19 protein-coding genes are annotated in these 22,747 nt (G+C 68.0%); 4 read left to right on the top strand and 15 right to left on the bottom strand.

From position 1 onward, the window contains the following. Window positions 1-6: 6 nt before the first annotated feature. Genes hutI through ACSQ9A_RS01390 form a run of 13 tightly spaced genes read right to left on the bottom strand, consistent with a single transcriptional unit; the run spans window position 7 to window position 12,869 of the window. Window positions 7-1,236: an imidazolonepropionase gene (gene hutI, locus ACSQ9A_RS01450; RefSeq protein ID WP_436302434.1), complete on the bottom strand. Its 1,230-nt coding sequence runs from the start codon at window positions 1,234-1,236 to the stop codon at window positions 7-9. Between the two features lie 3 nt (window positions 1,237-1,239). Then, on the bottom strand, window positions 1,240-1,854 hold the full coding sequence (locus ACSQ9A_RS01445) for a HutD/Ves family protein (protein WP_436302433.1): 615 nt from the start codon (window positions 1,852-1,854) through the stop codon (window positions 1,240-1,242). Then, window positions 1,851-2,519, bottom strand: coding sequence for an amino acid ABC transporter permease (locus ACSQ9A_RS01440; RefSeq protein ID WP_093104373.1), 669 nt, complete (start codon window positions 2,517-2,519; stop codon window positions 1,851-1,853). Before ACSQ9A_RS01440 ends, ACSQ9A_RS01445 begins: the two co-directional genes overlap by 4 nt. 12 nt (window positions 2,520-2,531) lie before the next feature. Then, window positions 2,532-3,284, bottom strand: a complete 753-nt coding sequence (locus ACSQ9A_RS01435) for a transporter substrate-binding domain-containing protein (protein ID WP_436302432.1) — start codon at window positions 3,282-3,284, stop codon at window positions 2,532-2,534. A 51-nt stretch (window positions 3,285-3,335) separates the two neighbouring features. Continuing rightward, window positions 3,336-4,304: a tripartite tricarboxylate transporter substrate binding protein gene (locus tag ACSQ9A_RS01430; RefSeq protein ID WP_436302431.1), complete on the bottom strand. Its 969-nt coding sequence runs from the start codon at window positions 4,302-4,304 to the stop codon at window positions 3,336-3,338. Further along, window positions 4,304-5,107 carry a phosphate/phosphite/phosphonate ABC transporter substrate-binding protein gene (locus tag ACSQ9A_RS01425; protein ID WP_436302430.1) on the bottom strand — a complete coding sequence of 268 codons (804 nt, stop codon included), beginning with the start codon at window positions 5,105-5,107 and terminating at the stop codon, window positions 4,304-4,306. The genes ACSQ9A_RS01430 and ACSQ9A_RS01425 overlap by 1 nt, the downstream gene beginning before the upstream one ends. Window positions 5,108-5,115: 8 nt before the next feature. After that, on the bottom strand, window positions 5,116-6,120 hold the full coding sequence (locus tag ACSQ9A_RS01420) for an ornithine cyclodeaminase family protein (protein ID WP_436302429.1): 1,005 nt from the start codon (window positions 6,118-6,120) through the stop codon (window positions 5,116-5,118). A gap of 4 nt (window positions 6,121-6,124) precedes the next feature. Then, window positions 6,125-7,849: a urocanate hydratase gene (gene hutU / locus ACSQ9A_RS01415; protein ID WP_436302428.1), complete on the bottom strand. Its 1,725-nt coding sequence runs from the start codon at window positions 7,847-7,849 to the stop codon at window positions 6,125-6,127. 36 nt (window positions 7,850-7,885) lie between these two features. Then, on the bottom strand, window positions 7,886-9,436 hold the full coding sequence (gene hutH / locus ACSQ9A_RS01410) for a histidine ammonia-lyase (RefSeq protein ID WP_436302427.1): 1,551 nt from the start codon (window positions 9,434-9,436) through the stop codon (window positions 7,886-7,888). Between the two features lie 55 nt (window positions 9,437-9,491). Beyond that, entirely contained in the window at window positions 9,492-10,244 is a 753-nt protein-coding gene (gene hutC, locus ACSQ9A_RS01405) for a histidine utilization repressor (RefSeq protein WP_093104383.1), read from the bottom strand. 1 nt (window position 10,245) lies between these two features. Beyond that, window positions 10,246-11,025, bottom strand: coding sequence for an ABC transporter ATP-binding protein (locus ACSQ9A_RS01400; protein ID WP_436302426.1), 780 nt, complete (start codon window positions 11,023-11,025; stop codon window positions 10,246-10,248). Continuing rightward, on the bottom strand, window positions 11,025-11,888 hold the full coding sequence (locus ACSQ9A_RS01395; protein ID WP_093104385.1) for an ABC transporter permease: 864 nt from the start codon (window positions 11,886-11,888) through the stop codon (window positions 11,025-11,027). The genes ACSQ9A_RS01400 and ACSQ9A_RS01395 overlap by 1 nt, the downstream gene beginning before the upstream one ends. Window positions 11,889-11,903: 15 nt before the next feature. Beyond that, entirely contained in the window at window positions 11,904-12,869 is a 966-nt protein-coding gene (locus ACSQ9A_RS01390; RefSeq protein WP_436302425.1) for an ABC transporter substrate-binding protein, read from the bottom strand. A gap of 378 nt (window positions 12,870-13,247) precedes the next feature. Between ACSQ9A_RS01390 and ACSQ9A_RS01385 the strand changes: the two genes are divergently transcribed. Then, complete coding sequence (locus tag ACSQ9A_RS01385; RefSeq protein WP_436302424.1) at window positions 13,248-15,215, top strand: RecQ family ATP-dependent DNA helicase; 1,968 nt, start codon at window positions 13,248-13,250, stop codon at window positions 15,213-15,215. Here the strand turns inward: ACSQ9A_RS01385 and ACSQ9A_RS01380 are convergent. Together ACSQ9A_RS01380 and ACSQ9A_RS01375 are read right to left on the bottom strand one after the other, a co-directional pair. Next, the gene (locus ACSQ9A_RS01380) at window positions 15,212-16,759 is read right to left on the bottom strand and encodes a S41 family peptidase (protein WP_436302423.1); all 1,548 of its coding nucleotides are present in this window, start codon (window positions 16,757-16,759) and stop codon (window positions 15,212-15,214) included. The two genes, ACSQ9A_RS01385 and ACSQ9A_RS01380, sit on opposite strands and share 4 nt — an antisense overlap. A gap of 52 nt (window positions 16,760-16,811) precedes the next feature. Next, on the bottom strand, window positions 16,812-19,133 hold the full coding sequence (locus ACSQ9A_RS01375; RefSeq protein ID WP_093104391.1) for an ATP-binding protein: 2,322 nt from the start codon (window positions 19,131-19,133) through the stop codon (window positions 16,812-16,814). 121 nt (window positions 19,134-19,254) lie between these two features. On the opposite strand from ACSQ9A_RS01375, the gene ACSQ9A_RS01370 reads away from it, so the two are divergent. The 3 genes from ACSQ9A_RS01370 to ACSQ9A_RS01360 all read left to right on the top strand — a co-directional run bounded on the left by ACSQ9A_RS01370 (window position 19,255) and on the right by ACSQ9A_RS01360 (window position 22,719). Beyond that, window positions 19,255-20,454, top strand: a complete 1,200-nt coding sequence (locus tag ACSQ9A_RS01370; protein WP_436302422.1) for a threonine ammonia-lyase — start codon at window positions 19,255-19,257, stop codon at window positions 20,452-20,454. A gap of 80 nt (window positions 20,455-20,534) precedes the next feature. Further along, complete coding sequence (locus ACSQ9A_RS01365; RefSeq protein ID WP_170855540.1) at window positions 20,535-20,687, top strand: hypothetical protein; 153 nt, start codon at window positions 20,535-20,537, stop codon at window positions 20,685-20,687. A gap of 181 nt (window positions 20,688-20,868) precedes the next feature. Continuing rightward, window positions 20,869-22,719, top strand: a complete 1,851-nt coding sequence (locus tag ACSQ9A_RS01360) for a phosphoenolpyruvate carboxykinase (GTP) (protein WP_436302421.1) — start codon at window positions 20,869-20,871, stop codon at window positions 22,717-22,719. The last annotated feature ends 28 nt before the right edge of the window (window positions 22,720-22,747 follow it).

Genomic DNA, 22,747 nt, shown 5'->3' with positions numbered 1-22,747 from the left:
TTACTTCTATGCAATGCGTCCTTGCCGCACGATGCGCCTCGCCGCACGCCGGCCGAACCAGTAGGCCAGTTCCGCCACGTCGCGGGCGTCCCACAGCACGAAGTTGGCCGGCGCGCCGACGGCGATCACGCCGTGCGTTTCCTGCAGGCCCAGCGCGCGCGCCGCATGCACGGTCACGCCAGCCAGCGCCTCGGGCACGGTGAGGCGGAACAGCGTGCAGGCCATGTTCATCATCAAGAGCAGGCTCAGCGCCGGCGAGGTGCCGGGGTTGTGGTCGGTGGAAACGGCCATCGGCACGCCGGCCGCGCGCAGCGCCTCGATCGGCGGCAGGTGGGTGTCGCGCAGCGTGTAGTAGGCGCCGGGCAGCAGCACGGCCACCGTGCCGGCCTCGCGCATCGCGGCGATGCCCTCGGCCGAGAGGTGCTCAATGTGGTCGCAGGACAGCGCACCGTAGCGCGCCGCGAGCGCCGCGCCCCCCATGTCGGAGAGCTGCTCGGCATGCAGCTTGACCGGCAGACCGAGCGCCTGCGCGGCCTGGAACACGCGCTCGGTCTCGGCGAGCGAGAAGGCGATGCGCTCGCAGAACACGTCGACCGCATCGACCAGCCCTTCGGCCGCCAGCGCCGGCATCATCTGGTTGCAGACGAGCTCGATGTAGTCGCCGCTGCGCCCCGCGTATTCGGGCGGCAGCGCATGGGCGCCGAGGAAGGTGGTGCGCACCGTGACGCCGTAGGCCTCGCCCAGCCGCCGCGCCACGCGCAGCTGCTTGCGTTCGTGTTCGAGCGAGAGGCCATAGCCGGACTTGATCTCGATCGCGCACACGCCGTCGGCCAGCAATTGTTCGAGCCGCGGCGCGGCCAGTGCATAGAGCGTGTCTTCGTCGGCTTCGCGCGTGGCGCGCACCGACGAGACGATGCCGCCGCCGGCCTTGGCCACTTCTTCGTAGCTGGCACCCGCGAGCCGCATCGCGAACTCGTTGGCGCGCTGGCCGCCATAGACCAGGTGCGTGTGGCAGTCGACCAGGCCGGGCGTGACGAGTGCGCCGCCGCCCTCGTGCCGCGGCAATCCCGCGCACTCGGCCGGCAACGAGGCCGCGGCGCCGATCCATCGGATCACACCCTGCTCGACCACGATGGCAGCCTCAGTGTCCTCGGGCAGGTCTGCATAGCGCAAGGCGCCGGGCGCGAGAAGCAGGCCGGTCCACAGGCCGTCGGCGGAGGCAAGAGAAGATGGCATGGGTCAGGTCTCCGGGTTGTCCGCCTGTTCGTGGCATGGATCGAATCGAACGGCCAACAGCCGCGCATCGGCACCGTCGGGCCTCGCGTGCCAGGCATGCGGCGCATCGGCCCACCACAGGCCCTCGCCTTCGGCGCAGTCGATGATCGACATGCCATCGAGCTCCCACTGTCCGCGCAGCGCCAGCAGCATGCCGTGGGTCGCGCTGCCCAGCAGCGCCGCGCTTTCCAGCACCTGGAGCTTCGCATGCCAGCGCCCGCGGCGCGCCATCACGTTGAAGTCGCTCGACGCGCCGCCCAGCAGCGTGCAGGCCAGCGGCAAGTCGCCGCTGAAGGCAAAGGGGTGGTGCAGGGTCGCGAGGCGGTGGTCGAGCGCGTGGCCGGCCGGGTCGGCCGAACGCAGCTGCACGCCATCGCCGGCCAGCAGCATGATCGTGCGGTCGATGCCCGGGAACACCGAGAACGGGCCGCTCGCGGCGATGGTGGCGATGGACAGGCGCCATTCGAAATCACCGAGCCCCGCGCCGGGCGGCCAGCAGGCGATCTCGCGCGTGCTGCCGCCGCCGTTCTTCCACGGCGTGACGGGCAAGGTGGCGGTATCGAAGCCGTGCAGGCTCATCGCACCAGCCCTCCCTGCCGCAGCCGCTGCTCGAAATGCCGCAGCACCAGCGTGACCGCGCCGGTCAGTGCGAAGTAGACGGCCGCGATGGCCAGGTAGAGCTCGAGCGAGCGGTACGACACGCTGATGATCTTCTGGCCTTCGTGCATCAGATCGTGGATCGTCAGCAGCGACACCAGCGCCGAGTTCTTGATGAGCGCAATGAACTCGTTGCCCAGCGGCGGGATCATGCGCACCACCGCCTGCGGCAGGATGATGTGGCGCATCGCTGCCGAGGGCCGCATGCCGAGCGACTGCGCCGCCATCGTCTGGCCGCGGTCGATCGACTGGATCGCGCCGCGCACGATCTCCGACACGTAGGCGCCCGAGTACACGCCGAGCCCGAGCACGCCGCACACGAAGGCCGGCAGCAAGAGCCCGAAATGCGGCAGCCCGAAGAACAGGATGAAGAGCTGCACCAAAAGCGGCGTGCCGCGGATCGCCGCCACGTAGGCGGTGCAGAGCGCGTAGAGCGTCTTGCGGCGCGGATCGAGCCGGCCGATGCCCACCAGAAGCCCCAGCACGCAGCCCAGCAGCAAGGCGCAGGCCGTGATCTCCACGGTGACCAGCGCGCCGCGCAGCAGCGCGGGCCAGCCCTCGAAAACCGGCGCAAAGTCCAGATCCATGGCGGTGCCGGTCTACTTCGCGGTGTTGCTGAACCACTTCTTGACGATCTGCGCGTAGGTTCCATCGGCCTTGAGCTTCTCGATGGCGCCGTTCACGGCCTTGGTGAGTTCGGGCGCGTCCTTGCGAATCGCCATGCCGTACTCCTCGGTCGTGAGCTGCTCGTCGAGCACGCGCAGGCCGGGGCGCGTGCGCACGTACTGGTAGGCGGCGGGCTTGCCGGTCACGGCCGCGTCGCTGCGGCCGATGTCGACGAGGTTGAACATCTCCTGGTTCTTCTCGACCTCGACCAGCTGCACCTGCGGATACTTCTCCTTCACGTAGCCGACCGACTTGGTGCCGACCTGCACGCTGACCTTCTTGCCGTTGAGATCGGCGGGCGTCTTGATGGCGGCATTGCCCTCCTTCACCATCGCGACCAGGCCGCCGGCGTAGTAGGGAATGGTGAAGTCGACCACCTTCTTGCGCTCGTCGGTGATGTAGATCGCCGACACGGCCATGTCGAAGCGCTTCGACACCAGGCCCGGCACCAGGCCCTTGAAGTCGATGTCGACCCACTCGATCTTGCGGCCCAGCGTCTTGCCGATGGCCTCGACCAGCTCGACGTCGAAGCCGGTGCGCTTGCCGTTTTCGACGAATTCCATCGGCGGGAAGGTGGCGTCGGTGGCGACCGTGAGCACGTTGTTCTGCGCCAGCGCAGAAGCCGTGGGGCCGAACGCGGCGAAGCCGGCAAGGCCTGCGATCAGGAGGTGGCGGCGAAATGGCATGAGAAATTCTTTCTTGGTGACGAGAGGGTGGATCGAAGGCTTGTTGCGTGCTCACTCGGGCTTGATGTTCTTCTTCTTGATCACATCGGCCCAGCGCGCGGTTTCCGTCTGGATCGTCGCAACGATCTGCTGCGGCGTGCCGCTGCCGGGCTCGAGGCCGAGCACGGCGAACTTCTCTTTCATCTCGGGCTTGGCCAGCACGCGCGCGCTTTCGGCGTTGAGGCGATCGACGACGGCCTTGGGCGTCGCAGCAGGTGCCATCAGCGCGTACCACGACACGGCCTCGAAGCCGGGCAAGCCCTGCTCGGCGATGGTCGGCAGCTCGGGCATCGTGGCGGAGCGCTTGAGGCTGGCGACGCCGAGCGCGCGCAGCTTGCCGGACTTGACGTGCGGCAGCACCGCGGACATCGAACCGAACATCATCGTCACCTGCCCGCCCACCACGTCGTTCAGCGCCGGCCCGATGCCTTTGTAGGGAACGTGGATCAGCTGCAGATCGGCATCGAGCGCCATCAGCTCGCCGGCCAGATGGGCCTGGCTGCCCGCGCCGGGCGATGCGAAGCTCAAGCTGCCGGGCTTCTGCCTGGCGAGCGCCAGCAGCTCCTTCACCGACTTCGCCGGCACGGCGGCGTTCACCACCAGCACGTTCTCGACCGTCGCGAGCATCGCGACCGGCTGCAGCTCCGAGGCCTTGTACGGCAGCGCAGGAAAGAGGCTCGGGTTCACCGCGATGTTGCCGACCGGCACGATGCCGAGCGTGTAGCCGTCGGGCGCGGCCTTGGCAATCAGGTCGACGCCGATGTTGCCGGCGGCGCCGACCTTGTTCTCGACCACGAAGGGCTGGCCCAGGATCTCGGTGAACTCCTGCCCCAGCACGCGGGCCACCACATCGGCCGGACCGCCCGGCGCGAAGGGCACGATCACGTGGACCGGCTTGGCGGGATAGGCCTGCGCGTGCGCCGCCAACGGCAGGGCGAGCAGCAGGGGCAACAGAAAGGCGAGGCGGCGCTTGATCATCATCAGAGTTCCTCGAACGGTGGAATGGCACGCTGGGCGATCGCCGCGAGGACCTCGTAGTCCGCGGGATCGGGGATGGCGAAGCCTGCAAGCAACAAGCGTTCCGTCACGGCTTCGAGTTCCGGTGCATCCGCCGCCGCGCGCAAGGCATCGCGCAGGCGCGCGAGTTCGTCGGACGCGAGCGCCGCCGTCGCAACCAGCGACGGGATCGGCATCGCCTCGGTGCTGGCGATGATGCGCACCTGTTGCGCCGACGCGGGCTCGTTGTGACGCAGCAAGTCATGGTAGTAGCTGTCGAGCGGGCCGACGTCGATGCGGCCTGCGGCCAGGGCTTCGATGACGCCGCGTGCGTGGATGAGATTGCCCACCGCTCGGGCATAGAGCCGCGGCCCGTGCGTGGCGCGGTACGGCGCGAGATGGTTGCGGAAGGCGACGCCGCCAGACATCGAGTCGGCCAGCGTGTAGCCCACCACGCCGCCGAAGGTATCTTCGAGGCGTTCGTACTTCGAATCGGCGCGCACCACGATGTCGGTGAAGTAGACCGGCCGGCCCTCGTAGCGCGCCGGCGACGGGATCGGCGCGGCGACCAGCGCGGGCCGCGGCGCGCGCTGCGAGAACGGCAGGCCGCACATCATCGCGAGGCCCAGGTCATCGCGCGCCCACAGCGCCGAGAGCGGAGCCGGGGCGTCGTAGTCGATCACGTCCCAATCAAGCCCGGCGCGCGCGAGCGCCCACGCGAACAGCGCTTTCCAGTCGGCGCGCGCCGAGGCGGTGGCCGAGTACATGCGCGCGTTGGCGACCGGCATCATCGATCTCAGCGGAAGCGCAGCTGCTGTCCGAGGCCCATGGTCTTCGCCTTCGCGAGCATGGCGGAGCCGAGTGCGATGTCCGACAGCGAGAGGCCGCGGTGCCAGAAGAGATTGGTTTCTTCTTCGCTTTCGCGTCCGGGTTTGAGGCCGGCCACGATCTGGCCGAGCTCGGCATGCAGCGTCTTCTCGGACAACTTGCCGCTGTCCACGTGCGCGCGCAGCGCACCGAAGGGGCCGGCCTTGGCCTGGCCCCAGTCGTCCATCACCATCTTGTCCATGATGTCGGTCAGCGAGAGCTCGACCGCGCTCATGGTGCCGTAGGGAATCACGCAGGCGCCCTTCTTGATCCACTCGGTCTTGAGCATCGGCGCGGGCTTCTCGAGGCGCGAGGCCTCGACCACGATGTCGGCGCCGCGCACGCAGGACTCCCAGTCTTCGGTCACCGTGATCTTCGTGCCGAGATCGCGTTCCAGGCGTGCGGCAAAGGCATCCCGGCTCTCGGGTCGGCGCGAGTGCACGCGAATCTCGTCGAAGTGGAAGATCGAATGCAAGAGGCGCACGTTCCAGTACGAGGTGCCGCGCGCGCCGATGTGGCCGAGGATCTTCGAATTCTTGCGCGCCAGATGCTTGGCGCCGATAGCGGTGATCGCGCCGGTGCGCATGTCGGTGATGTCGGAGGCATCGATGATCGCCACAGGGACGCCGGTCTTCGGGTCGAAGAGGTTGAGCAGCGCGAGCTCCGACGGCAGGCCCACTTCGTAGTTGCGATAGAAGTCGCCCACCACCTTCACGCCCGCCACGCCGAGCGGCCGGATGTAGCCGCGCAGCACGTTGAAGTGGCCCGGGTAGTCCTTCTCGGGCACCAGGTGCATGCGCGGCTCGATGGTGGTCTGGCCACGACCCTGGGCCAGCAAGCCGTCCTCGACCGCAGCGACGATCTCGGCGTCGGTCATCGCCAGCGCCTGGACGTCGAGATGGTTCAGGTAGTGCAGGTAGATCTCGGACGACATCGCGTCAGCCCTGCTTGACCATCGGCAGGTTCAGCGCGTGCTTCTTCGCGGTGGCGACGGCCTGCTCGTAGCCCGCATCGGCATGGCGCATCACGCCGGTGGCCGGGTCGTTCCACAGCACGCGCTCGATGCGCTTGGCCGCGGCGTCGCTGCCGTCGCAGACGATCACCACGCCCGAATGCTGCGAGTAGCCCATGCCGACGCCGCCGCCGTGGTGCAGGCTGACCCAGGTCGCGCCGCCGGCGGTGTTGAGCAGCGCGTTGAGCAGCGGCCAGTCGGAGACGGCGTCGCTGCCATCCTTCATGGCTTCGGTCTCGCGGTTGGGGCTTGCGACCGAGCCGGTGTCGAGGTGGTCGCGGCCGATCACGATCGGGCCCTTGAGTTCGCCCGACTTCACCATCTCGTTGAAGGCGAGGCCCGCCTTGTGGCGCTCGCCCAGGCCCAGCCAGCAGATGCGCGCCGGCAGGCCCTGGAACGCGATGCGCTCGCGCGCCATGTCGAGCCAGCGATGCGTGTGCGTGTTCTCGGGGAACAGTTCCTTGATCTTGGCGTCAGTCTTGTAGATGTCTTCCGGGTCGCCCGAAAGCGCCACCCAGCGGAACGGGCCCTTGCCTTCGCAGAACAGCGGCCGGATGTAGGCCGGAACGAAGCCGGGGAAGTCGAAGGCGTTCTTGACGCCCTCGTCGAAAGCGACCTGGCGGATGTTGTTGCCGTAGTCGACCGTGGGAATGCCCATGGCCTGGAAGTCGAGCATGGCCTGCACATGCACCGCGCAGGACTTGGCGGCTGCCTTGCGCAAGGTCGGATGCTGCGTCACGTCTGCCTTCGCGGCCTCCCATTGCGCAAGCGTCCAGCCGATCGGCAGGTAGCCGCTCGCGAGATCGTGCGCCGAGGTCTGGTCGGTCACGAGGTCGGGCTTGATGCCGCCGGCCCTGGCGCGCTTCACGAGTTCGGGCAGCACCTCGGCCGCGTTGCCCAAGAGGCCGATCGACACCGCTTCCTTGGCGGCCGTGTGCTGCTTGATCAGCGCGATCGCGTCGTCGATGTCCTTGGCCTGCTTGTCGAGGTAGCGCGTGCGCAGGCGGAAGTCGATGCTGGCCTGCTGGCATTCGATGTTGAGCGAGACCGCGCCGGCGAGCGTGGCCGCCAGCGGCTGCGCGCCGCCCATGCCGCCGAGGCCTGCGGTGAGGATCCACTTGCCCGAAAGATCGTCGTTGTAGTGCTGGCGGCCGGCCTCGACGAAAGTCTCGAAGGTGCCTTGCACGATGCCCTGGCTGCCGATGTAGATCCAGCTGCCAGCAGTCATTTGGCCGTACATCATCAGGCCCTTGCGATCGAGCTCGCTGAAGTGTTCCCAGGTGGCCCACTTGGGCACGAGGTTGGAGTTGGCAATCAGCACGCGCGGCGCGTTCTCGTGCGTCTTGAACACGCCGACCGGCTTGCCCGATTGCACCAGCAGCGTCTCGTCGTCGTTGAGCTCCTTCAGCGTCGCGAGGATCTGGTCGAAGGAGGCCCAGTCGCGCGCGGCGCGTCCGATGCCGCCGTAGACCACCAGGTCCTGCGGGCGCTCGGCGACCTCGGGATCGAGGTTGTTCTGCAGCATGCGAAACGGCGCCTCGGTGAGCCAGCTCTTGCAGCTGAGCGTGCTGCCGCGAGGGGCGCGGACCACGCGGCTCGCGTCATGGCGAGGATCGTTCTTCTGGGCGACGAACTTGTCGGGTGCATTCATGGCGTAGTGTCCTTTCGATGACGGAGGAGCGGTGTGTCAGGCCTGGCTGGGCAGGATGGCTTGCAGGGCTTCGGGCCAGCGGCCCCGGCGCGCCCACTGGCGCATGGATTCGATGTCGGGCGCGAGGAAGCGGTCCTGGTCGATGAAGGCGACGCGCTCGCGGATGGTGGTGAATTCGGCTTCGACGAGCGGTGAACTCTTGGGGCCACGCTTCAACTCGATGCCTTGCGCGGCGGCCATGGCTTCGATGCCGACGACGACCGCCGTGTTCTCCACCATCTCGGCCAGGCGCCGGCCCGCGAAGGTGGCCATCGACACATGGTCTTCCTGGTTGGCCGAGGTCGGCAAGCTGTCGACGCTGGCCGGATGCGCGAGCGACTTGTTCTCGGAGGCAAGCGCCGCGGCCGTGACCTGCGCGATCATGAAGCCCGAGTTGACGCCGCCGTCGCGCACCAGGAAAGGCGGCAGGCCCGAGAGCCCACTGTCGAGCAGCAGCGCCATGCGGCGCTCGGAAATGGCGCCGATTTCGCTCACGGCGAGCGCGATGATGTCGGCCGCGAAGGCGACCGGCTCGGCGTGGAAGTTGCCACCGGAGATCACGTCGCCGTTGTCGAACACGAGCGGGTTGTCGGATGCGGCATTGGCTTCGATGCGCAGCACGCGCGCCGCATGCGCGAGGTTGTCGAGGCAGGCGCCCATCACCTGCGGCACGCAGCGGACCGAGTACGGGTCCTGCACGCGGCCGCAATCGGCATGCGAGGGAATGATCTCGCTGCCTTCGAGCAGCGTGCGCACCGCGGCCGCCACGGCGATCTGGCCCGGCTGGCCGCGCGCGGCATGGATGCGCGCATCGAAGGGCTTGATCGAACCCTGGATCGCTTCGAGCGAGAGCGCGCCCGCCATCAGTCCGGCCGCGAACACGTCCTCGGCGCCGAACAGGCCGGCGAGCGCGAGCGCCGTCGACACCTGCGTGCCGTTGAGCAGCGCGAGACCTTCCTTGGGGCCGAGCACGAAGGGCTTGAGCCCGATGCGCGACAGCGCCTCCGCGCCGCCGATCACCGCGCCGTCGGGCGCCGTGACCTCGCCCTCCCCGATCAGCACGCAGGCCAGGTGCGCCAGCGGCGCCAGATCGCCCGACGCGCCGACCGAGCCCTTGGACGGAATGCGCGGCAGCAGGCCGGCATTGCCAAGCGCGATCAGCGCATCGACGATCTCGGGCGCGATGCCCGAGTGGCCGCGCGCCAGGCTCACGGCCTTGGTCGCAAGCACCAGCCGCACCACGCCCTCGGGCAAGGGCGCACCGGTGCCGGCGCTGTGCGAGAGCACCAGGTTGCGCTGCAGCTCGGCCAGGCGCTCATGCGGAATGGTGGTCTGCGCGAGCTTGCCGAAGCCGGTGTTGATGCCGTAGACCGTCTCGCCGGCATCGACGATCCTGCGCACCGTCGCCTGGGACGCGAGCAGGCCGCTGCGCGCCGACGGATCCAGCGCGAGCTGCACGCCGCCGGCATGCACGCGGCGCAGCGTGGCGAGGTCGACTTCGCCGGGGGTGAGCACCAGTGGTGGGAGGGAAAGGGAGGCGTTGTCCATGCGGGGTCCTGTCTATACAAGTAGGTGCGTGCGAAGCCGGTTCTGGATTCGCCCGTCAGCCAAAGCTGGGATTGCCGTCGGCGCGGAAGCGGCTGCCCAGCCGATAGCGCGAAGCGGGATGCAGGCAGCGCACCATCGTCACCGGCACGCTGCGCGTCCAGGTGCGGCGCGTGAGCAGCAGGCAGGGATCGGTCACCGGCATCGCGAGGCGCTCGGCCTGCTCGGCCGTGGGCAGCACCGCATCGACGACGTGCTCGATCTGGTCGAAGGGCACGTTGCGAACCAGGTACTCGCTGGGCGAGACGGTGGAGAAGTCCTGCTCCAGGAAAGTCGGCACGGCGTGCGGATTGACGTGGCGGTCTTCGAGCTGCACCGGGATTTCGTTTTCCAGATGCAGGCACACGGTATGGAAGACCGACTCGCCGGGCCTGAGGTCCAGCCACACGGCGACGTCGGGTGAGGCCGCGATGCGCTCGGCCACCAGGAATTCGCAGCGGTAGTCGTGGCCGCGCACCCGGATCTCGCTCGCGATGTTGGCGATCTGCAAGAGCGTCGACTGCGGCTTGTTCTCGGCCACGAAGCTGCCCACGCCGGCCACGCGCACGATGCGCCCCTGCTCCACCAGCTCGCGCAGCGCGCGGTTGACCGTCATGCGCGCGACGCCGAACTGCGCGACCAGTTCGCTCTCCGACGGCAGCCGATGGCCGGCCGGCCAGGAGCCGTCCTGGATCTTGTGCGTGATGAAGGCCTTGACCTGCTCGTACAGCGCGAGTGCGGGCTGCGGCGGCTGGGCCTTGCGTGGGTTCATCTCAATGCTCCACCGCCGCCATCGATTCGGCGCGGATCTCCTCGGTCAGCCGTGCCTTGATTTCCATGAACTCGGGCGAGGTCTTGATCGTGTAGTGGCGCGGATGCGGGAAGTCGACCGCGATCTCGCTCTTGATGCGGCCAGGCCGGGCGCTGAACACCGCCACGCGATTGGCCATGAAGATGGCTTCGTCGATGTCGTGAGTGACGAAGAGCACCGTCTTCTGCGCCGATTCCCAGATGCCGAGCAAGAGCTCCTGCATCAGCACGCGGGTCTGGTTGTCGAGCGCGCCGAAGGGCTCGTCGAGCAGGAGCATCTTCGGGTCGTTGGCGAGCGCCCGCGCGATCGCGGTGCGCTGCTGCATGCCGCCCGAGAGCTGCTTGGGAAAGTGGCTCTCGAAACCGCGCAGCCCCACCTTGGCGATGAAGTAGTCGCTGCGCTCCTTTTGCTCGGCCTCGCTCATGCCGCGCTCGCGCAGGCCGAAGCGGATGTTCTGCGCGATGGTGAGCCAGGGGAAGAGCGTGTAGCTCTGGAACACCACGCCGCGGTCGGCGCCCGGGCCTTCGATGGTCTGGCCGTCGAGCAGCACGCGGCCTTCGGTCGGGTAGTCGAGGCCGGCGACGATGCGCAGCAAGGTCGACTTGCCGCAGCCCGAGGGGCCGAGGATGGTGACGAAGTCGTTTTCCTTGACCTCGAAGTCGATGGGCAACAGCGCCTGCGTGCTCTGGCCGCGCGTGCCGGTGAAGGTGCGGGACACGCCGCGGATCGAAAGCTGGTTCATCAGATCGTGCTCCATGCGAACAGGCGGCGGTTCAAGGCCTTGAAGGCGAAATCCGAGATGAGGCCGATCACGCCGATGACGATGATCCCGAAGATGATCTGCCCGGTGTTGAGCAGCGCCTGGCTGTCGGTGATCATGTGGCCGATGCCCGAAGAGGAGCCGATCAGCTCGGCGACGATCACGTAGGTCCAGGCCCAGCCCAGCACCAGGCGCAGCGTTTCGGCGATGCCCGGTGCGGCGCCCGGGATCAGCACCCGCGCGACGATGCCGCGGCTGTTGGCGCCCAGCGTGTACGCAGCCTCGACCAGGTCGCGGCGCGCGCTGCCGACGGTGACGGCCACCATCAGCGTGATCTGGAACACCGAACCGATGAAGATGACCAGTAACTTCTGCGCCTCGCCGATGCCGGCCCACAGGATCAGCAGTGGGATGAAGGCCGAGGCCGGCAGGTAGCGGCAGAAGGAAACGAAGGGCTCGAAGAAGGCCTCGACGCTCTTCCAGGTGCCCATCGCGATACCCAGCGGCACGGCGACGATGGCGGCCAGCACGAAGCCGCCGAACACGCGCCACACCGTCATGCCGATGTCGTGGATGAAGTTGTACTCGGTGAAGAGCGAAACGCCTTCCTTGAGCATCGTGACCGGGCTGGCCAGGAAGGTGGGCGACACGAAGCCACCGAGCGTGAAGAAGGTCCAGACGACCACGAAGAGCACGAAGAAGCCCAGGCCCAGCAGCCATCGCGCACGCGCGCTGACGGGCTCGAGCGGCGCGAGGGCGCGGCGCCGCCGCGGCGCCGGCTCTGTGGCGGCCGGGCCGGCAGAGACTGCCGGCTTCGAAGCGTTGATGACGGGCGTCGCGTCCATGCTTGCTGCTCGCTCTTACTTGATGAAGCTGGTGTCGAAGGTGACCGAGAGATCCTCGGGCGCCTTGCGGATCACGCCGGCCTCCAGCAGGATGGCTTGGGCGTCCTTCATGAAGGGCGTGATCTCGCTGGCGAAGAACTTCTGGTTGGCCGCCTTGTCCGACCAGCGCAGATAGGCCGAGGACTTGGCGAACTGCTCGCCGGTCTGCTTGACGGCCGCGCCCATGATCTCGTTCGACTTGGCCGGGTCGGCCTTGATCATCTCGATGGCTTCGAAGTACGAGTTGGTCAGAGCCTGGGCTGCCTTGGCGTTGGCCTTGAGCCAGGTCGGCGCGCAGCCCACCGTGTCCATCACCATCGGGTAGTCGAGCGTGGTGGCGAGGATCTTGCCGGCCGCAGGGTTGGCGCGCACGGTTGAGAGGTAGGGCTCGTAGGTCATCGCGGCATCGTTCTGGCCGGCCACGAAGGCCTGCGCAGCGGGCTGCGGCTCGAGCGAGACCAGCTTGACGTCCTTCATCGTCATGCCGTTCTTGTTGAGCATCCAGGCCAGGCCGAAGTACGGCGCGGTGCCCGGCGCGCTGACGCCGATGGCCTTGCCCTTGAGGTCGGCGAAGCTCTTGACGTCGTTGCGCACGGCCAGGCCGTCGGCGCCAAAGGACTTGTCCATCTGGAAGATCTGCACGATCGGCACGCCGTTGGCGTTCCAGGCCACATGGGTCTCGACCGTCGTGGCCGCGCACTGGATCGCGCCCGAGGCGAGCGCCAGATGGCGGTCCTTCTGCGGGATCATCTTGATCTCGACGTCCAGCCCGTTCTTCTTGAAGATGCCGGCCTTGTCAGCCAGCGTGAGCGGCGCGAAGCCGGTCCAGCCGGACATGCCGAGGGCGATCTTGGTTTCCTGCGCGTGGGCGTTCGCCGCCATGCCAGCGACACACACGCCCGCCGCCAGCAGCGAGGCGATTTTTCCGACCGTCTTGACCATCAAGGTTCTCCTGTTGCATTTGAAAAAAATTCGGCTCGCTGCAAGCGTCCGCAGGGACGGTTTGCTGGCAAGGGGCCGAGTTTCATCCGCTGCGATGCACCTGTATATACAGGTTAACCCGGGATTGCGGCCCCGATCAAGCCTGGCTTTGCCCGCTCCCAGTGCGCGGAATCGGTTTCATGCACCAAAAGCTGTCTAGACAGGATAGCGCAGCAGCGAATAGCGCCCTTGTTCGCAAGCGCCATGCCAGCCGGAAAGCCGCTCGCTGCCCGCCCTCGCTTCGTGGACAATCGCCATCGCGCGCACGGGAGGTGCGCGCGTCCGTTTCCCCGCATGCAGCCCCGCCCCTCGGGGCGCCCCTAGAAATACAGCAATCCCTTGTCCACCCTGGCTTCCGATTCACTTGACGCCGCGCCGGAACAGATCCTCCACGAGGTCTTCGGCTACGCGCAGTTCCGCGGCCCGCAGCAGGCGATCGTCGACCACGCGGTGGCCGGCGGCGATGCGCTGGTGCTGATGCCCACGGGCGGCGGCAAGTCGCTGTGCTACCAGATCCCGGCCATTGCGCGGCAGCGCGCAGGCCGCGGCGTGACGGTGGTGGTGTCGCCGCTGATCGCGCTGATGCACGACCAGGTCGGTGCGCTGCACGAAGCCGGCGTCGACGCGGCCTTTCTCAACTCCACGCTCGACTGGGAGCAGACGCAGGACGTGGAGCGCCGCATGCTGCGCGGCGAGATCACGCTGCTCTACGCGGCGCCCGAGCGCGTGACGACGCCGCGCTTTCTCTCGCAGCTCGATTCGCTGCAGGAGCGCGGCAAGCTCTCGCTGTTCGCGATCGACGAGGCGCATTGCGTGAGCCAGTGGGGCCACGACTTCCGGCCCGAGTACCGCGCGCTGACGGTGCTGCACGAGCGCTATCCCGGCGTGCCGCGCATCGCGCTCACCGCCACGGCCGATGCGCTGACGCGCGCCGACATCGTCGAGCGGCTGCAGCTCGAAGAGGCGCGCCAGTTCGTCTCCAGCTTCGACCGGCCCAACATCCGCTACACCATCGTCGAGAAGAAGGACGCGACCATGCAGTTGCTGCGCTTCATCGAGCGCGAGCACGAAGGCGATGCAGGCGTGGTCTATTGCCAGTCGAGAAAGCGCGTGGAAGACGTGGCCCAGACGCTGCGCGATGCGGGCACCAACGCCCTGCCCTACCACGCGGGCCTGGATGCCGCCGTGCGCCAGAAGCACCAGGACCAGTTCCTTCGCGACGAAGGCATCGTGATGGTCGCGACCATCGCCTTCGGCATGGGCATCGACAAGCCCGACGTGCGTTTCGTCGCCCACCTCGACATGCCGAAGAACATCGAGGGCTACTACCAGGAGACCGGCCGCGCCGGCCGCGACGGCGCAGCGGCCGACGCCTGGATGGCCTACGGCCTGCAGGACGTGGTGAATCAGCGCCGCATGATCGACGAGAGTCCGGCCGGCGAGGAGTTCAAGCAGGTGATGCGCGGCAAGCTCGATGCGCTGCTCTCGCTGGCCGAGGCCAGCGATTGCCGGCGCGTGCGGCTGCTCGGCTATTTCGGGGAGAGCTACCAGCGCGCCTCGGCCGACGCCGGGCCGCCCCAAGGCGGCCGCGGCCCCTTCGGGGGGCAGCGAGGACACGAAGTGCCGAGCGTGGGGGCCACATGCGGGAATTGCGACAACTGCTTGAACCCGCCGCAGGTGTGGGACGGCACGGATGCGGCGCGCAAGCTGCTGTCCACCATCTACCGCGTGCAGCAGCAAAGCGGCATCAGCTTCGGTGCCGGCCACATCATGGACATCCTGCGCGGCAAGACGACCGAGAAGGTCACGCAGTTCGGCCATGGCTCGCTCAGCACCTTCGGCATCGGCAGCGAGTTCAGCGAGGCGCAGCTGCGCGGCGTGCTGCGCCAGCTGATCGCGACCGGCGCGCTGGCCGTCGATGCGCAGGCCTACAACACGCTGCAGCTCACCGAGGGCTCGCGCGCCGTGCTCAAGGGCGAGACGCAGGTGCTGCTGCGCGAGTCGGTGTCATCGCCGGCCGAGCGCAAGCCGCGGCGCGAGAAAACCGCGCGCGGCGCGCCCTCGCCGGCCGCGGCCACGCTCGATGCGACCGGCCAGGCACGCTTCGCAGCGCTCAAGGCCTGGCGCGCCGAGGTGGCGCGCGAGCACAACCTGCCGGCCTACGTGATCTTCCACGACGCCACGCTCGCCGCCATCGCCGAGCGCGCGTCGGCCACGCTCGAGGACCTGCAGGGCATCAGCGGGATCGGCAGCAAGAAGCTCGAGGCCTACGGGTCGGACGTGCTGCGGGTCTGCGCGGCGTTCTAGGGCCGCGCCAGCAGCCGGCTTTCACGCGCCGGCGAGCGCACCAGGTAGGGCTGTCCGGCCGCCTCGGCCTTGCGCAGCGCCATCTCTTCCTTGTTCGATGAAACCGGCGCAGGACAGGCGCCGCCGCTGCGCAGCGCCAGCGCGGCCGCGAGCCGCGCCTCCGCCGGATCGCCGAGCGCATGGCCGAAATCGTCGGCGACCACGCAGGCGGGCGCGAAGCCGTCGCTGTAGTCGCCGAAGCCCTGCTGGTTCAAGCCCTGGAACTGGATCGCGAAGTAGGTGGTGCCGCAGTTGTCCTGCGGGAAGAAGCCGTAGGGCTTGCCGCAGGTGGTGCCGCCGACCAGGTTCACGGTGACGCCGATGCCTCGCAGGCCGTTGACCACCGATTCGCTGGCGGAGCAGGTGTCGGGGCCCGCCAGCACGGTGACGCGCGACAGGCCCAGCCGCGGCAAGGCCTGGCCCGCCGGCACCGAGAAGCCGCGCGAAGTCGCGTGGAAGGGCAGGGTGGCCTGCGAAGGCGCCAGGTTGAAGGGGTTCTTGTTGTTGAACTGCAGGCGCTCGAACACGGCGCCGGTGGTCGCTGCGCCCGAGCTGACCATGGAAGCCAGCTCGCTGGCGATGTCGAGCAAGCCGCCGCCGTTGTAGCGCATGTCGATCACCAGGTCGGCGATGCCGGCGCTCTTGAGCTGATTCACGGCCGCGACCAGCGGCGCTTCGGCCGTTGCGAGGTGGTCGTTGAAGAGCAGGTAGCCGACCGGGCCGCTCGCCGTGGCGATGGTCTTCACGTTCTGCACCGGTGTACGCGTGATGCGCGCCGCGGTCAGCGTCAACGTGCGCTCGCTGCCGTCGGGCGCCCGCAGCTTGAAGTTGTGCGCCTCGCCTTCGCGCGCCGGCGCGAGGCCGGCATTGAGCGTGGCGGTGTCGGTGCCGCTCACCAGATCGACGCCATCGATTTCGATGAGCCGCGTGCCGCGCACGATTGCGGCTTGCGCCGCGGGCGAACCGGGCTCGGTGTAGGCCACGCGCACGTCGCGCGGCGGCGAGGCGCTCAGAAAAGCCAGCTCGGCGCCATAGCCCACGCCGACGCCGTTCTGCGACAAGGCGCGGTAGGCGGCAGTGTCCTGCGTGAAATGGAAGCGGTCCTTGGCGCGGCCGGCCGCCGTGAGCTTGGGCGTCTTGAGCACGTTGAAGTAGGTAGTCGGCGTGGCGTAGTCGCCGGCGGCCAGCGTGGTCGGCACCTCGTCGAACCAGAGGTAGGTTTCGTCGATCCATCCGCGCACCCAGCGCTTCTCGGCGGCGAGGGTGCCGAGCTGATCCGGGAAGGCGGCGCCGGTGTCGGGGTCGACGCCGGTGCGCGGAGCCGCGCACTGGCCGGCGACGCTGGAGGACGCGACGATGGGCTCGTCGCCGGAAGCCGCGGGCGTCGGCGCCATGGCCAGCGGCAATCCACCGCCGCCCCCACCGCCGCCGCCTCCGCAGGCCGTGAGCGCGGCCGCGGCCACGAGCATGGCCAGCGCTGCGCGCATGGGCAGTACAACCCTCATGAAGCTCTCCCTCGCGCGCCGGTGCCCGGCGCGGCTATTGCGTTGGTCTTGCTTATTGGACGAAGCCGATGCCGCGCGATTCGCGCACTTCGGGCTTGATCCGGTGCTCGGCATCGAGCTGATCGAGAAACTCGGCGGCCGAAAACTCGACCGCAAGAATATCCGTCTGGCGTTTCACGGCAGCGAAATCGCCCGGACAAAGCTGCGGGAGGCGGGCCAGCCGCCGCGTGATCTCGCTCGTCATGCGGGTCGCGTCGCCGCCCAGCGCCTCGGTGACGAACATGCGCTCGCGCTGCTCGCCGGTCAGCGGCATGAACTTGATCTTGAAGGTGAAGCGGCGCAGCGCCGCCTGGTCGATGCGGTCGAGCAGGTTGGTGGTGCAGACGAAGATGCCGTCGAAGCGCTCCATGCCCTGCAGCATCTCGTTGACCTCGGTCACTTCGTAGGTGCGCTGCGCGCCGCGGCGGTCCTGCAGAAAACTGTCGGCCTCATCGAGCAACAGGATCGCCTTCTCGGCTTCGGCTTCCTTGAACATGGCCGCCATGTTCTGCTCGGTCTCGCCGACGTACTTGCTCATCAGGTCGCTCGCCTGCCGAATGATCAGCGGGCGGCCGATGGTCTTGGCGATGTGTTCGGCCAGCGCGGTCTTGCCGGTGCCGGGCGCGCCGTAGAAGCACAGCGTGCCGTGGCCGCGCGCCTTGAGCGCCTCGACGATGCGTGGGATCTCGAAGCGGGTCTCGACGTTGAGCATGCCGAGGTCGTAGGTGGTCACGCTGCGGCGCGCGCCGAGGGCGTCGGGCGTGCCCAGGGCGAGATCGGCATTGCGCAGCTGCCGCTCGATCAGGCTTTCGACCGACGCGCCTTCGGTCATGGCCAGGCCGGCGAAGCGCACCGCGGTGCGGATCTGCGCCGGCGTCAGGCCCTTGCGGCCGGCCAGCTTGGCGGTGAAGGCCTCGGACACCGAAACGCCTTCGAGCGTCTTGCGAACCAGCTGCTCGCGCGCGCCGGGCGGCGGCGACTTGAGCTCGAGGTGGTAGGCGAAGCGGCGCCGGAAGGCCGGATCGATCTGCTCGATGCGGTTGGTCACCCACAGCGTGGGCACCGCATTCGATTCGAGGATCTGGTTGACCCAGGCCTTGCCGCTCACGCTGCCGCTGGCCGGGGCGGGCACCTGCTCGGCGCGCGCCATGAGCTGGGCGGCCTCGGTGCTGATCGGCGGGAACACGTCTTCGACCTCGTCGAACAAGAGCGCCGCCTGGGCGCTGCCCTTGAGAAAGACCTGTGCGATCTGCAGCGAACGGTAACGGTCGCGGCCCGACAGCGAGTTGCCGTCGCGATCGGCGTACTCGACCTCGAAAAGCTCGAGTCCCGCGGCCTGCGCGACCACCTTGGCCAGCTCGGTCTTGCCGGTGCCGGGCGGGCCGTAGAGCAGTACGTTGACGCCGGCCTCCTTGCGCGCCACCGCGGCGCACAGCAAGGTGACCAGCATCTGCGCGTCGTCCTGGACGAAGGCGAAGTCCTGCACCGACAGCGCGCTCTTCGCGGACGGCCGCGTGAACACGGCCATCAGCTCGTTGTGGTCGCGGTATTCGCGCATCAGCACCGGCGGCAGCTTCTCGCTGACCTTCATCAGGTCGGCCAGGTCGGTGATGTTGTGCTCGGAGATCAGGTTCTCGACCAGGCCAATGCGCTCGAGCCGCGAGCCCGCGCGCAGCGCTTCGCCCACATCGCTGGCATTGACGCCGGCCACCTCGGCGATCGCGGCGTAGGCCTCGGGCGCGTTGTTGACCTTGAACTCGACCAGCAGCGAGCGCAGGTCGCGCTGGTAGCGCGCCAGCGTGCCGTAGAGCAGCAGCGCGCGCTCGGCCTTGTTGAGCTGCAGCAGGCCGGCGAGCGCGTCGATGTTCTTCTCGACCAGGGTCGACTGCTTGCGCAGCGCATGCGTGAGCCAGTCGCGCGTGACCGAGAGCACCGAGAGCAGGTCCTTCGGCTGGTCCTTGGCGTATTCGTCGAGGTAGAAGAACAGCGTGCCTTCTTCATAAGGGCCGCGCCAGACACCGTGGCGCTCCAGCAGCGTGCGGCCGTCGAAGTTCTCGACGCCCTTCCAGATCTCATTGCCCGCGCAGCGGCGCCCCAGGAACTCGCGCAGGCGCAAGAGCACCGGCGCCGGCCACACCAGGTGCCGGCCGGTGAGCGAAAGAAGGCCGTTGAGGTCGCGCCGCACGTTGAAGCGCGGCCCCTGCTTGGCCGCCAGCGTGAGCACGAAATGCGAGCACATGAGCTCGAGCACGGGCGCTTCCTTGAGCCCGGGCGACGGCAATGCGTGCCCGCGCGAAGCAGCCGCTACCACGTCGACCCCGGAACGCTTGACCATCGAACAACCTCACGCTAGGAGAATGAGAACCTGAGCGCGACCATAGCGCAGAGTTTTGGCTTGGGGAAGACTCGGGAACGGTAAAAACCCTGATGTTGCGAATCCGGCCACAATGCCGCCCATGCTTGGAATCGAAGACATCGAACGCGCCGCCGTGCGCCTGCGCGGGCAAGTGCTCAATACACCCTGCGTGGAATCGCGCACTCTTTCCGAAATCGTCGGCGCGCAGGTGTTCCTCAAATTCGAGAACCTGCAGTTCACGTCGTCGTTCAAGGAACGCGGCGCCTGCAACAAGCTGGTCGACCTGTCCCTGGCCGGCACCCGTGGCGTGATCGCCATGTCGGCCGGCAACCACGCCCAGGGCGTGGCCTATCACGCGCAGCGCCTCGGCCTCCGGGCGCTGATCGTGATGCCGCGCTTCACGCCGGGCGTGAAGATCGAGCGCACGCGCGGCTTCGGCGCCGAGATCGAACTGCACGGCGACACCCTGGACGCGGCGCGCGCCCACGCGCTGGCGCTCGCGGAGCGCGAAGGCTTGGCCTTCGTCCATCCTTACGACGACGAAGCGATCATTGCCGGGCAAGGCACGGTGGCGCTCGAGATGCTCGATGCGGTGCCCGATCTCGACACGCTGGTGGTTTCGGTCGGCGGCGGCGGCCTGATCGCCGGCATGGCGCTGGCGGCGCGGGCGCGCAAGCCGGGGATCGAGATCGTCGGCGTCCAGACCCGGCGCTTTCCGGCGATGGTCAACGCCGTTCAGGGTACGCAGCACGTCCAGGGCACGAGCACCATCGCCGAGGGCATCGCCGTGGGCACGCCCGGCGTGCTGACGCGCGAGATCATCGCCTCCCAGGTCGACGACCTGCTGTTGGTCGACGAGGGCGACATCGAGCAGGCCGTGCTGATGCTGCTCGAAATCGAGAAGACGCTGGTCGAAGGCGCCGGTGCCGCCGGGCTGGCCGCGCTGATCCGGCATCCGGAGCGCTTCAAGGGCAAGCGGGTCGGGCTGGTGCTCTCGGGCGGCAACATCGACCCGCTGCTGCTGGCCGCGATCATCGAGCGCGGCATGGTCCGGGCCGGCCGGCTCGCGCGCGTGCGCGTCAGCGCGCGCGACGTGCCCGGCTCCCTGGCCCAGATCACGGCCACTGTGGCGGAAGCGGGCGCCAACGTCGATGAGGTGCATCACCAGCGCGCCTTCACCATGCTGGCGGCGCAGAACGTCGAGATCGAACTGGTGCTGCAGACCCGCGGGCGCCCCCACCTGTCGGCGGTGCTCGACGCGTTGCGGGATGCCGGTTTCGAAGCGGCCGAGCAGCGCTGAAAGCTCTGGCAAGCCCCTAGATGGCCATCCGCAGGCCAGTCGGTAAAATGGCCTCAGTTTTGCGAACCCAAGGAACAACGATGTCCAACCCAACGCCTGTCGAACCCGGCCAAGACGCCGTCGTCGAGAACGACGCCGTCGAATCGATCGTTCATCTGATGCCCCTTGTCCTGCCGGTGGCCGGCGGCGTGCTGATGCTGCTTTTGGCATCCATCGCCGTCTACATGGCCTGACATCCGGCTGTGGCGCCGGCGGACACCGAGCGCCGCCCCGCCCACCGAGGATGCACGAGCCCACCCGGCCGCATCGATCCTCGCCTCCCGAGACGGGAAACGTTTTTTCCAACGGACCTCGCCTGTTCCAGGCACCGAGCCCCGTTCGGAAAGACGATTTTTCAACTTAGGAGACACATTGATGAACGCACCTCTCAAGGGTTTGACCGTACAGGCGCCCTCGTATGTCAGGAATGCGAAGCTGATCGCCTGGGTGGCCGACATGGCCGCGCTGTGCAAACCCGAGGCCATTCACTGGTGCGACGGCAGCACCGAAGAGTACGACCGGCTCTGCCAGCGCCTGGTCGACGCCGGCACCTTCAAGAAGCTCAACTCCGCCAAGCGCCCCAACTCCTTCCTCGCGAGTTCCGATCCGAGCGATGTCGCCCGCGTCGAAGACCGCACCTTCATCTGCTCCGAGAAGAAGGAAGACGCCGGCCCCACCAACAACTGGATGGCGCCGGCGGAAATGCGTGCCACCCTGCAACCGCTGTTCGACGGCTGCATGAAAGGCCGCACGATGTACGTCGTGCCCTTCAGCATGGGGCCGCTGGGCTCGCCGATCGCGCACGTCGGCATCGAGCTGTCCGACAGCCCCTACGTGGCGGTCAACATGAAGATCATGACCCGCATGGGCCAGGCCGTGTACGACGTGCTCGGCGCCGACGGCGAATTCGTGCCCTGCGTGCACACGGTGGGCGCGCCGCTCGAGCCCGGTGAGAAGGACGTGGCCTGGCCCTGCAACAAAACCAAGTACATCGTCCACTACCCCGCCACGCGCGAGATCTGGAGCTATGGCTCGGGTTATGGCGGCAACGCGCTCCTGGGCAAGAAGTGCTTCGCGCTGCGCATCGCCTCGAACATGGGCCGCGACGAAGGCTGGCTCGCGGAGCACATGCTGATCCTCGGCGTGACCAACCCCGAGGGCAAGAAGTACCACGTGGCCGCTGCCTTCCCCAGCGCCTGCGGAAAGACCAACTTCGCGATGCTGATCCCGCCGGCCGGCTTCGAAGGCTGGAAGGTCACGACCATCGGCGATGACATCGCCTGGATCAAGCCGGGCGCCGACGGCAAGCTGCACGCGATCAACCCCGAGGCGGGCTATTTCGGCGTCGCGCCCGGCACCAACATCCAGACCAACCCGAACTGCATGGCCAGCCTGGACCGCGACGTGATCTTCACCAACGTGGCGCTGACCGACGACGGTGACGTCTGGTGGGAAGGCATGACCGAGGAAGCCCCGGCGCATGCCATCGACTGGCAGGGCAATGACTGGACGCCGGCCATCGCGAAGGAGACCGGCGCCAAGGCCGCGCATCCGAACGCCCGCTTCACGGTCGCGGCAATCAACAACCCGGCGCTCGACGACGCCTGGGACGACCCGAAGGGCGTGGCGATCGACGCCTTCATCTTCGGCGGCCGGCGCTCCACCACCGTGCCGCTCGTGACCGAGGCCCGCAACTGGGTCGAAGGCGTGTACATGGCTGCCACGATGGGTTCGGAAACCACCGCCGCGGCCGGCGGCAAACAGGGCGTGGTGCGGCGCGATCCGTTCGCGATGCTGCCCTTCGCCGGCTACAACATGAGCGACTACTTCCAGCACTGGCTGGACCTCGGCAAGAAGCTCGAAGCCCTGGGCGCGCAGCTGCCGAAGATCTACACCACCAACTGGTTCCGCAAGGGCGAGGACGGCAAGTTCGTCTGGCCCGGCTACGGCGAGAACATGCGCGTCCTGAAGTGGATGATCGACCGCATCGAGCACAAGGCCGAGGGCACCGAGCATGTGTTCGGCGTCAGCCCGCGCTACGAGGATCTCAACTGGACCGGCCTGGACTTCAGCGCCGAGCAGTTCGACACCGTCACCCACATCGACAAGGCCGCCTGGCAGGCCGAGCTGAAGCTGCATGCCGAGCTGTTCCAGCAGCTGGCGCACCACCTGCCGAAGGAGCTGTCGGCTACCAAGGCCGCCATCGAGCAGCGCCTGGCAGCCTGATCGCTGCGCTCGCCCAAAAAAAAAGCCG

This window comes from Variovorax sp. LjRoot290 (assembly GCF_964253985.1).
Lineage (GTDB): Bacteria > Pseudomonadota > Gammaproteobacteria > Burkholderiales > Burkholderiaceae_C > Variovorax.
This window is presented reverse-complemented; position numbering and strand designations above follow the sequence as displayed.

What these genes read in the sequence shown, in the direction of transcription:
- hutI (WP_436302434.1), bottom strand. Translation starts at nt 1,236, where the DNA reads ATGCCATCTTCTCTTGCCTCCGCCGACGGCCTGTGGACCGGCCTGCTT.
- ACSQ9A_RS01445 (WP_436302433.1), bottom strand. Translation starts at nt 1,854, where the DNA reads ATGAGCCTGCACGGCTTCGATACCGCCACCTTGCCCGTCACGCCGTGG.
- ACSQ9A_RS01440 (WP_093104373.1), bottom strand. Translation starts at nt 2,519, where the DNA reads ATGGATCTGGACTTTGCGCCGGTTTTCGAGGGCTGGCCCGCGCTGCTG.
- ACSQ9A_RS01435 (WP_436302432.1), bottom strand. Translation starts at nt 3,284, where the DNA reads ATGCCATTTCGCCGCCACCTCCTGATCGCAGGCCTTGCCGGCTTCGCC.
- ACSQ9A_RS01430 (WP_436302431.1), bottom strand. Translation starts at nt 4,304, where the DNA reads ATGATGATCAAGCGCCGCCTCGCCTTTCTGTTGCCCCTGCTGCTCGCC.
- ACSQ9A_RS01425 (WP_436302430.1), bottom strand. Translation starts at nt 5,107, where the DNA reads ATGCCGGTCGCCAACGCGCGCATGTACTCGGCCACCGCCTCGGCGCGC.
- ACSQ9A_RS01420 (WP_436302429.1), bottom strand. Translation starts at nt 6,120, where the DNA reads ATGTCGTCCGAGATCTACCTGCACTACCTGAACCATCTCGACGTCCAG.
- hutU (WP_436302428.1), bottom strand. Translation starts at nt 7,849, where the DNA reads ATGAATGCACCCGACAAGTTCGTCGCCCAGAAGAACGATCCTCGCCAT.
- hutH (WP_436302427.1), bottom strand. Translation starts at nt 9,436, where the DNA reads ATGGACAACGCCTCCCTTTCCCTCCCACCACTGGTGCTCACCCCCGGC.
- hutC (WP_093104383.1), bottom strand. Translation starts at nt 10,244, where the DNA reads ATGAACCCACGCAAGGCCCAGCCGCCGCAGCCCGCACTCGCGCTGTAC.
- ACSQ9A_RS01400 (WP_436302426.1), bottom strand. Translation starts at nt 11,025, where the DNA reads ATGAACCAGCTTTCGATCCGCGGCGTGTCCCGCACCTTCACCGGCACG.
- ACSQ9A_RS01395 (WP_093104385.1), bottom strand. Translation starts at nt 11,888, where the DNA reads ATGGACGCGACGCCCGTCATCAACGCTTCGAAGCCGGCAGTCTCTGCC.
- ACSQ9A_RS01390 (WP_436302425.1), bottom strand. Translation starts at nt 12,869, where the DNA reads ATGGTCAAGACGGTCGGAAAAATCGCCTCGCTGCTGGCGGCGGGCGTG.
- ACSQ9A_RS01380 (WP_436302423.1), bottom strand. Translation starts at nt 16,759, where the DNA reads ATGAGGGTTGTACTGCCCATGCGCGCAGCGCTGGCCATGCTCGTGGCC.
- ACSQ9A_RS01375 (WP_093104391.1), bottom strand. Translation starts at nt 19,133, where the DNA reads ATGGTCAAGCGTTCCGGGGTCGACGTGGTAGCGGCTGCTTCGCGCGGG.
- ACSQ9A_RS01370 (WP_436302422.1), top strand. Translation starts at nt 19,255, where the DNA reads ATGCTTGGAATCGAAGACATCGAACGCGCCGCCGTGCGCCTGCGCGGG.
- ACSQ9A_RS01365 (WP_170855540.1), top strand. Translation starts at nt 20,535, where the DNA reads ATGTCCAACCCAACGCCTGTCGAACCCGGCCAAGACGCCGTCGTCGAG.
- ACSQ9A_RS01360 (WP_436302421.1), top strand. Translation starts at nt 20,869, where the DNA reads ATGAACGCACCTCTCAAGGGTTTGACCGTACAGGCGCCCTCGTATGTC.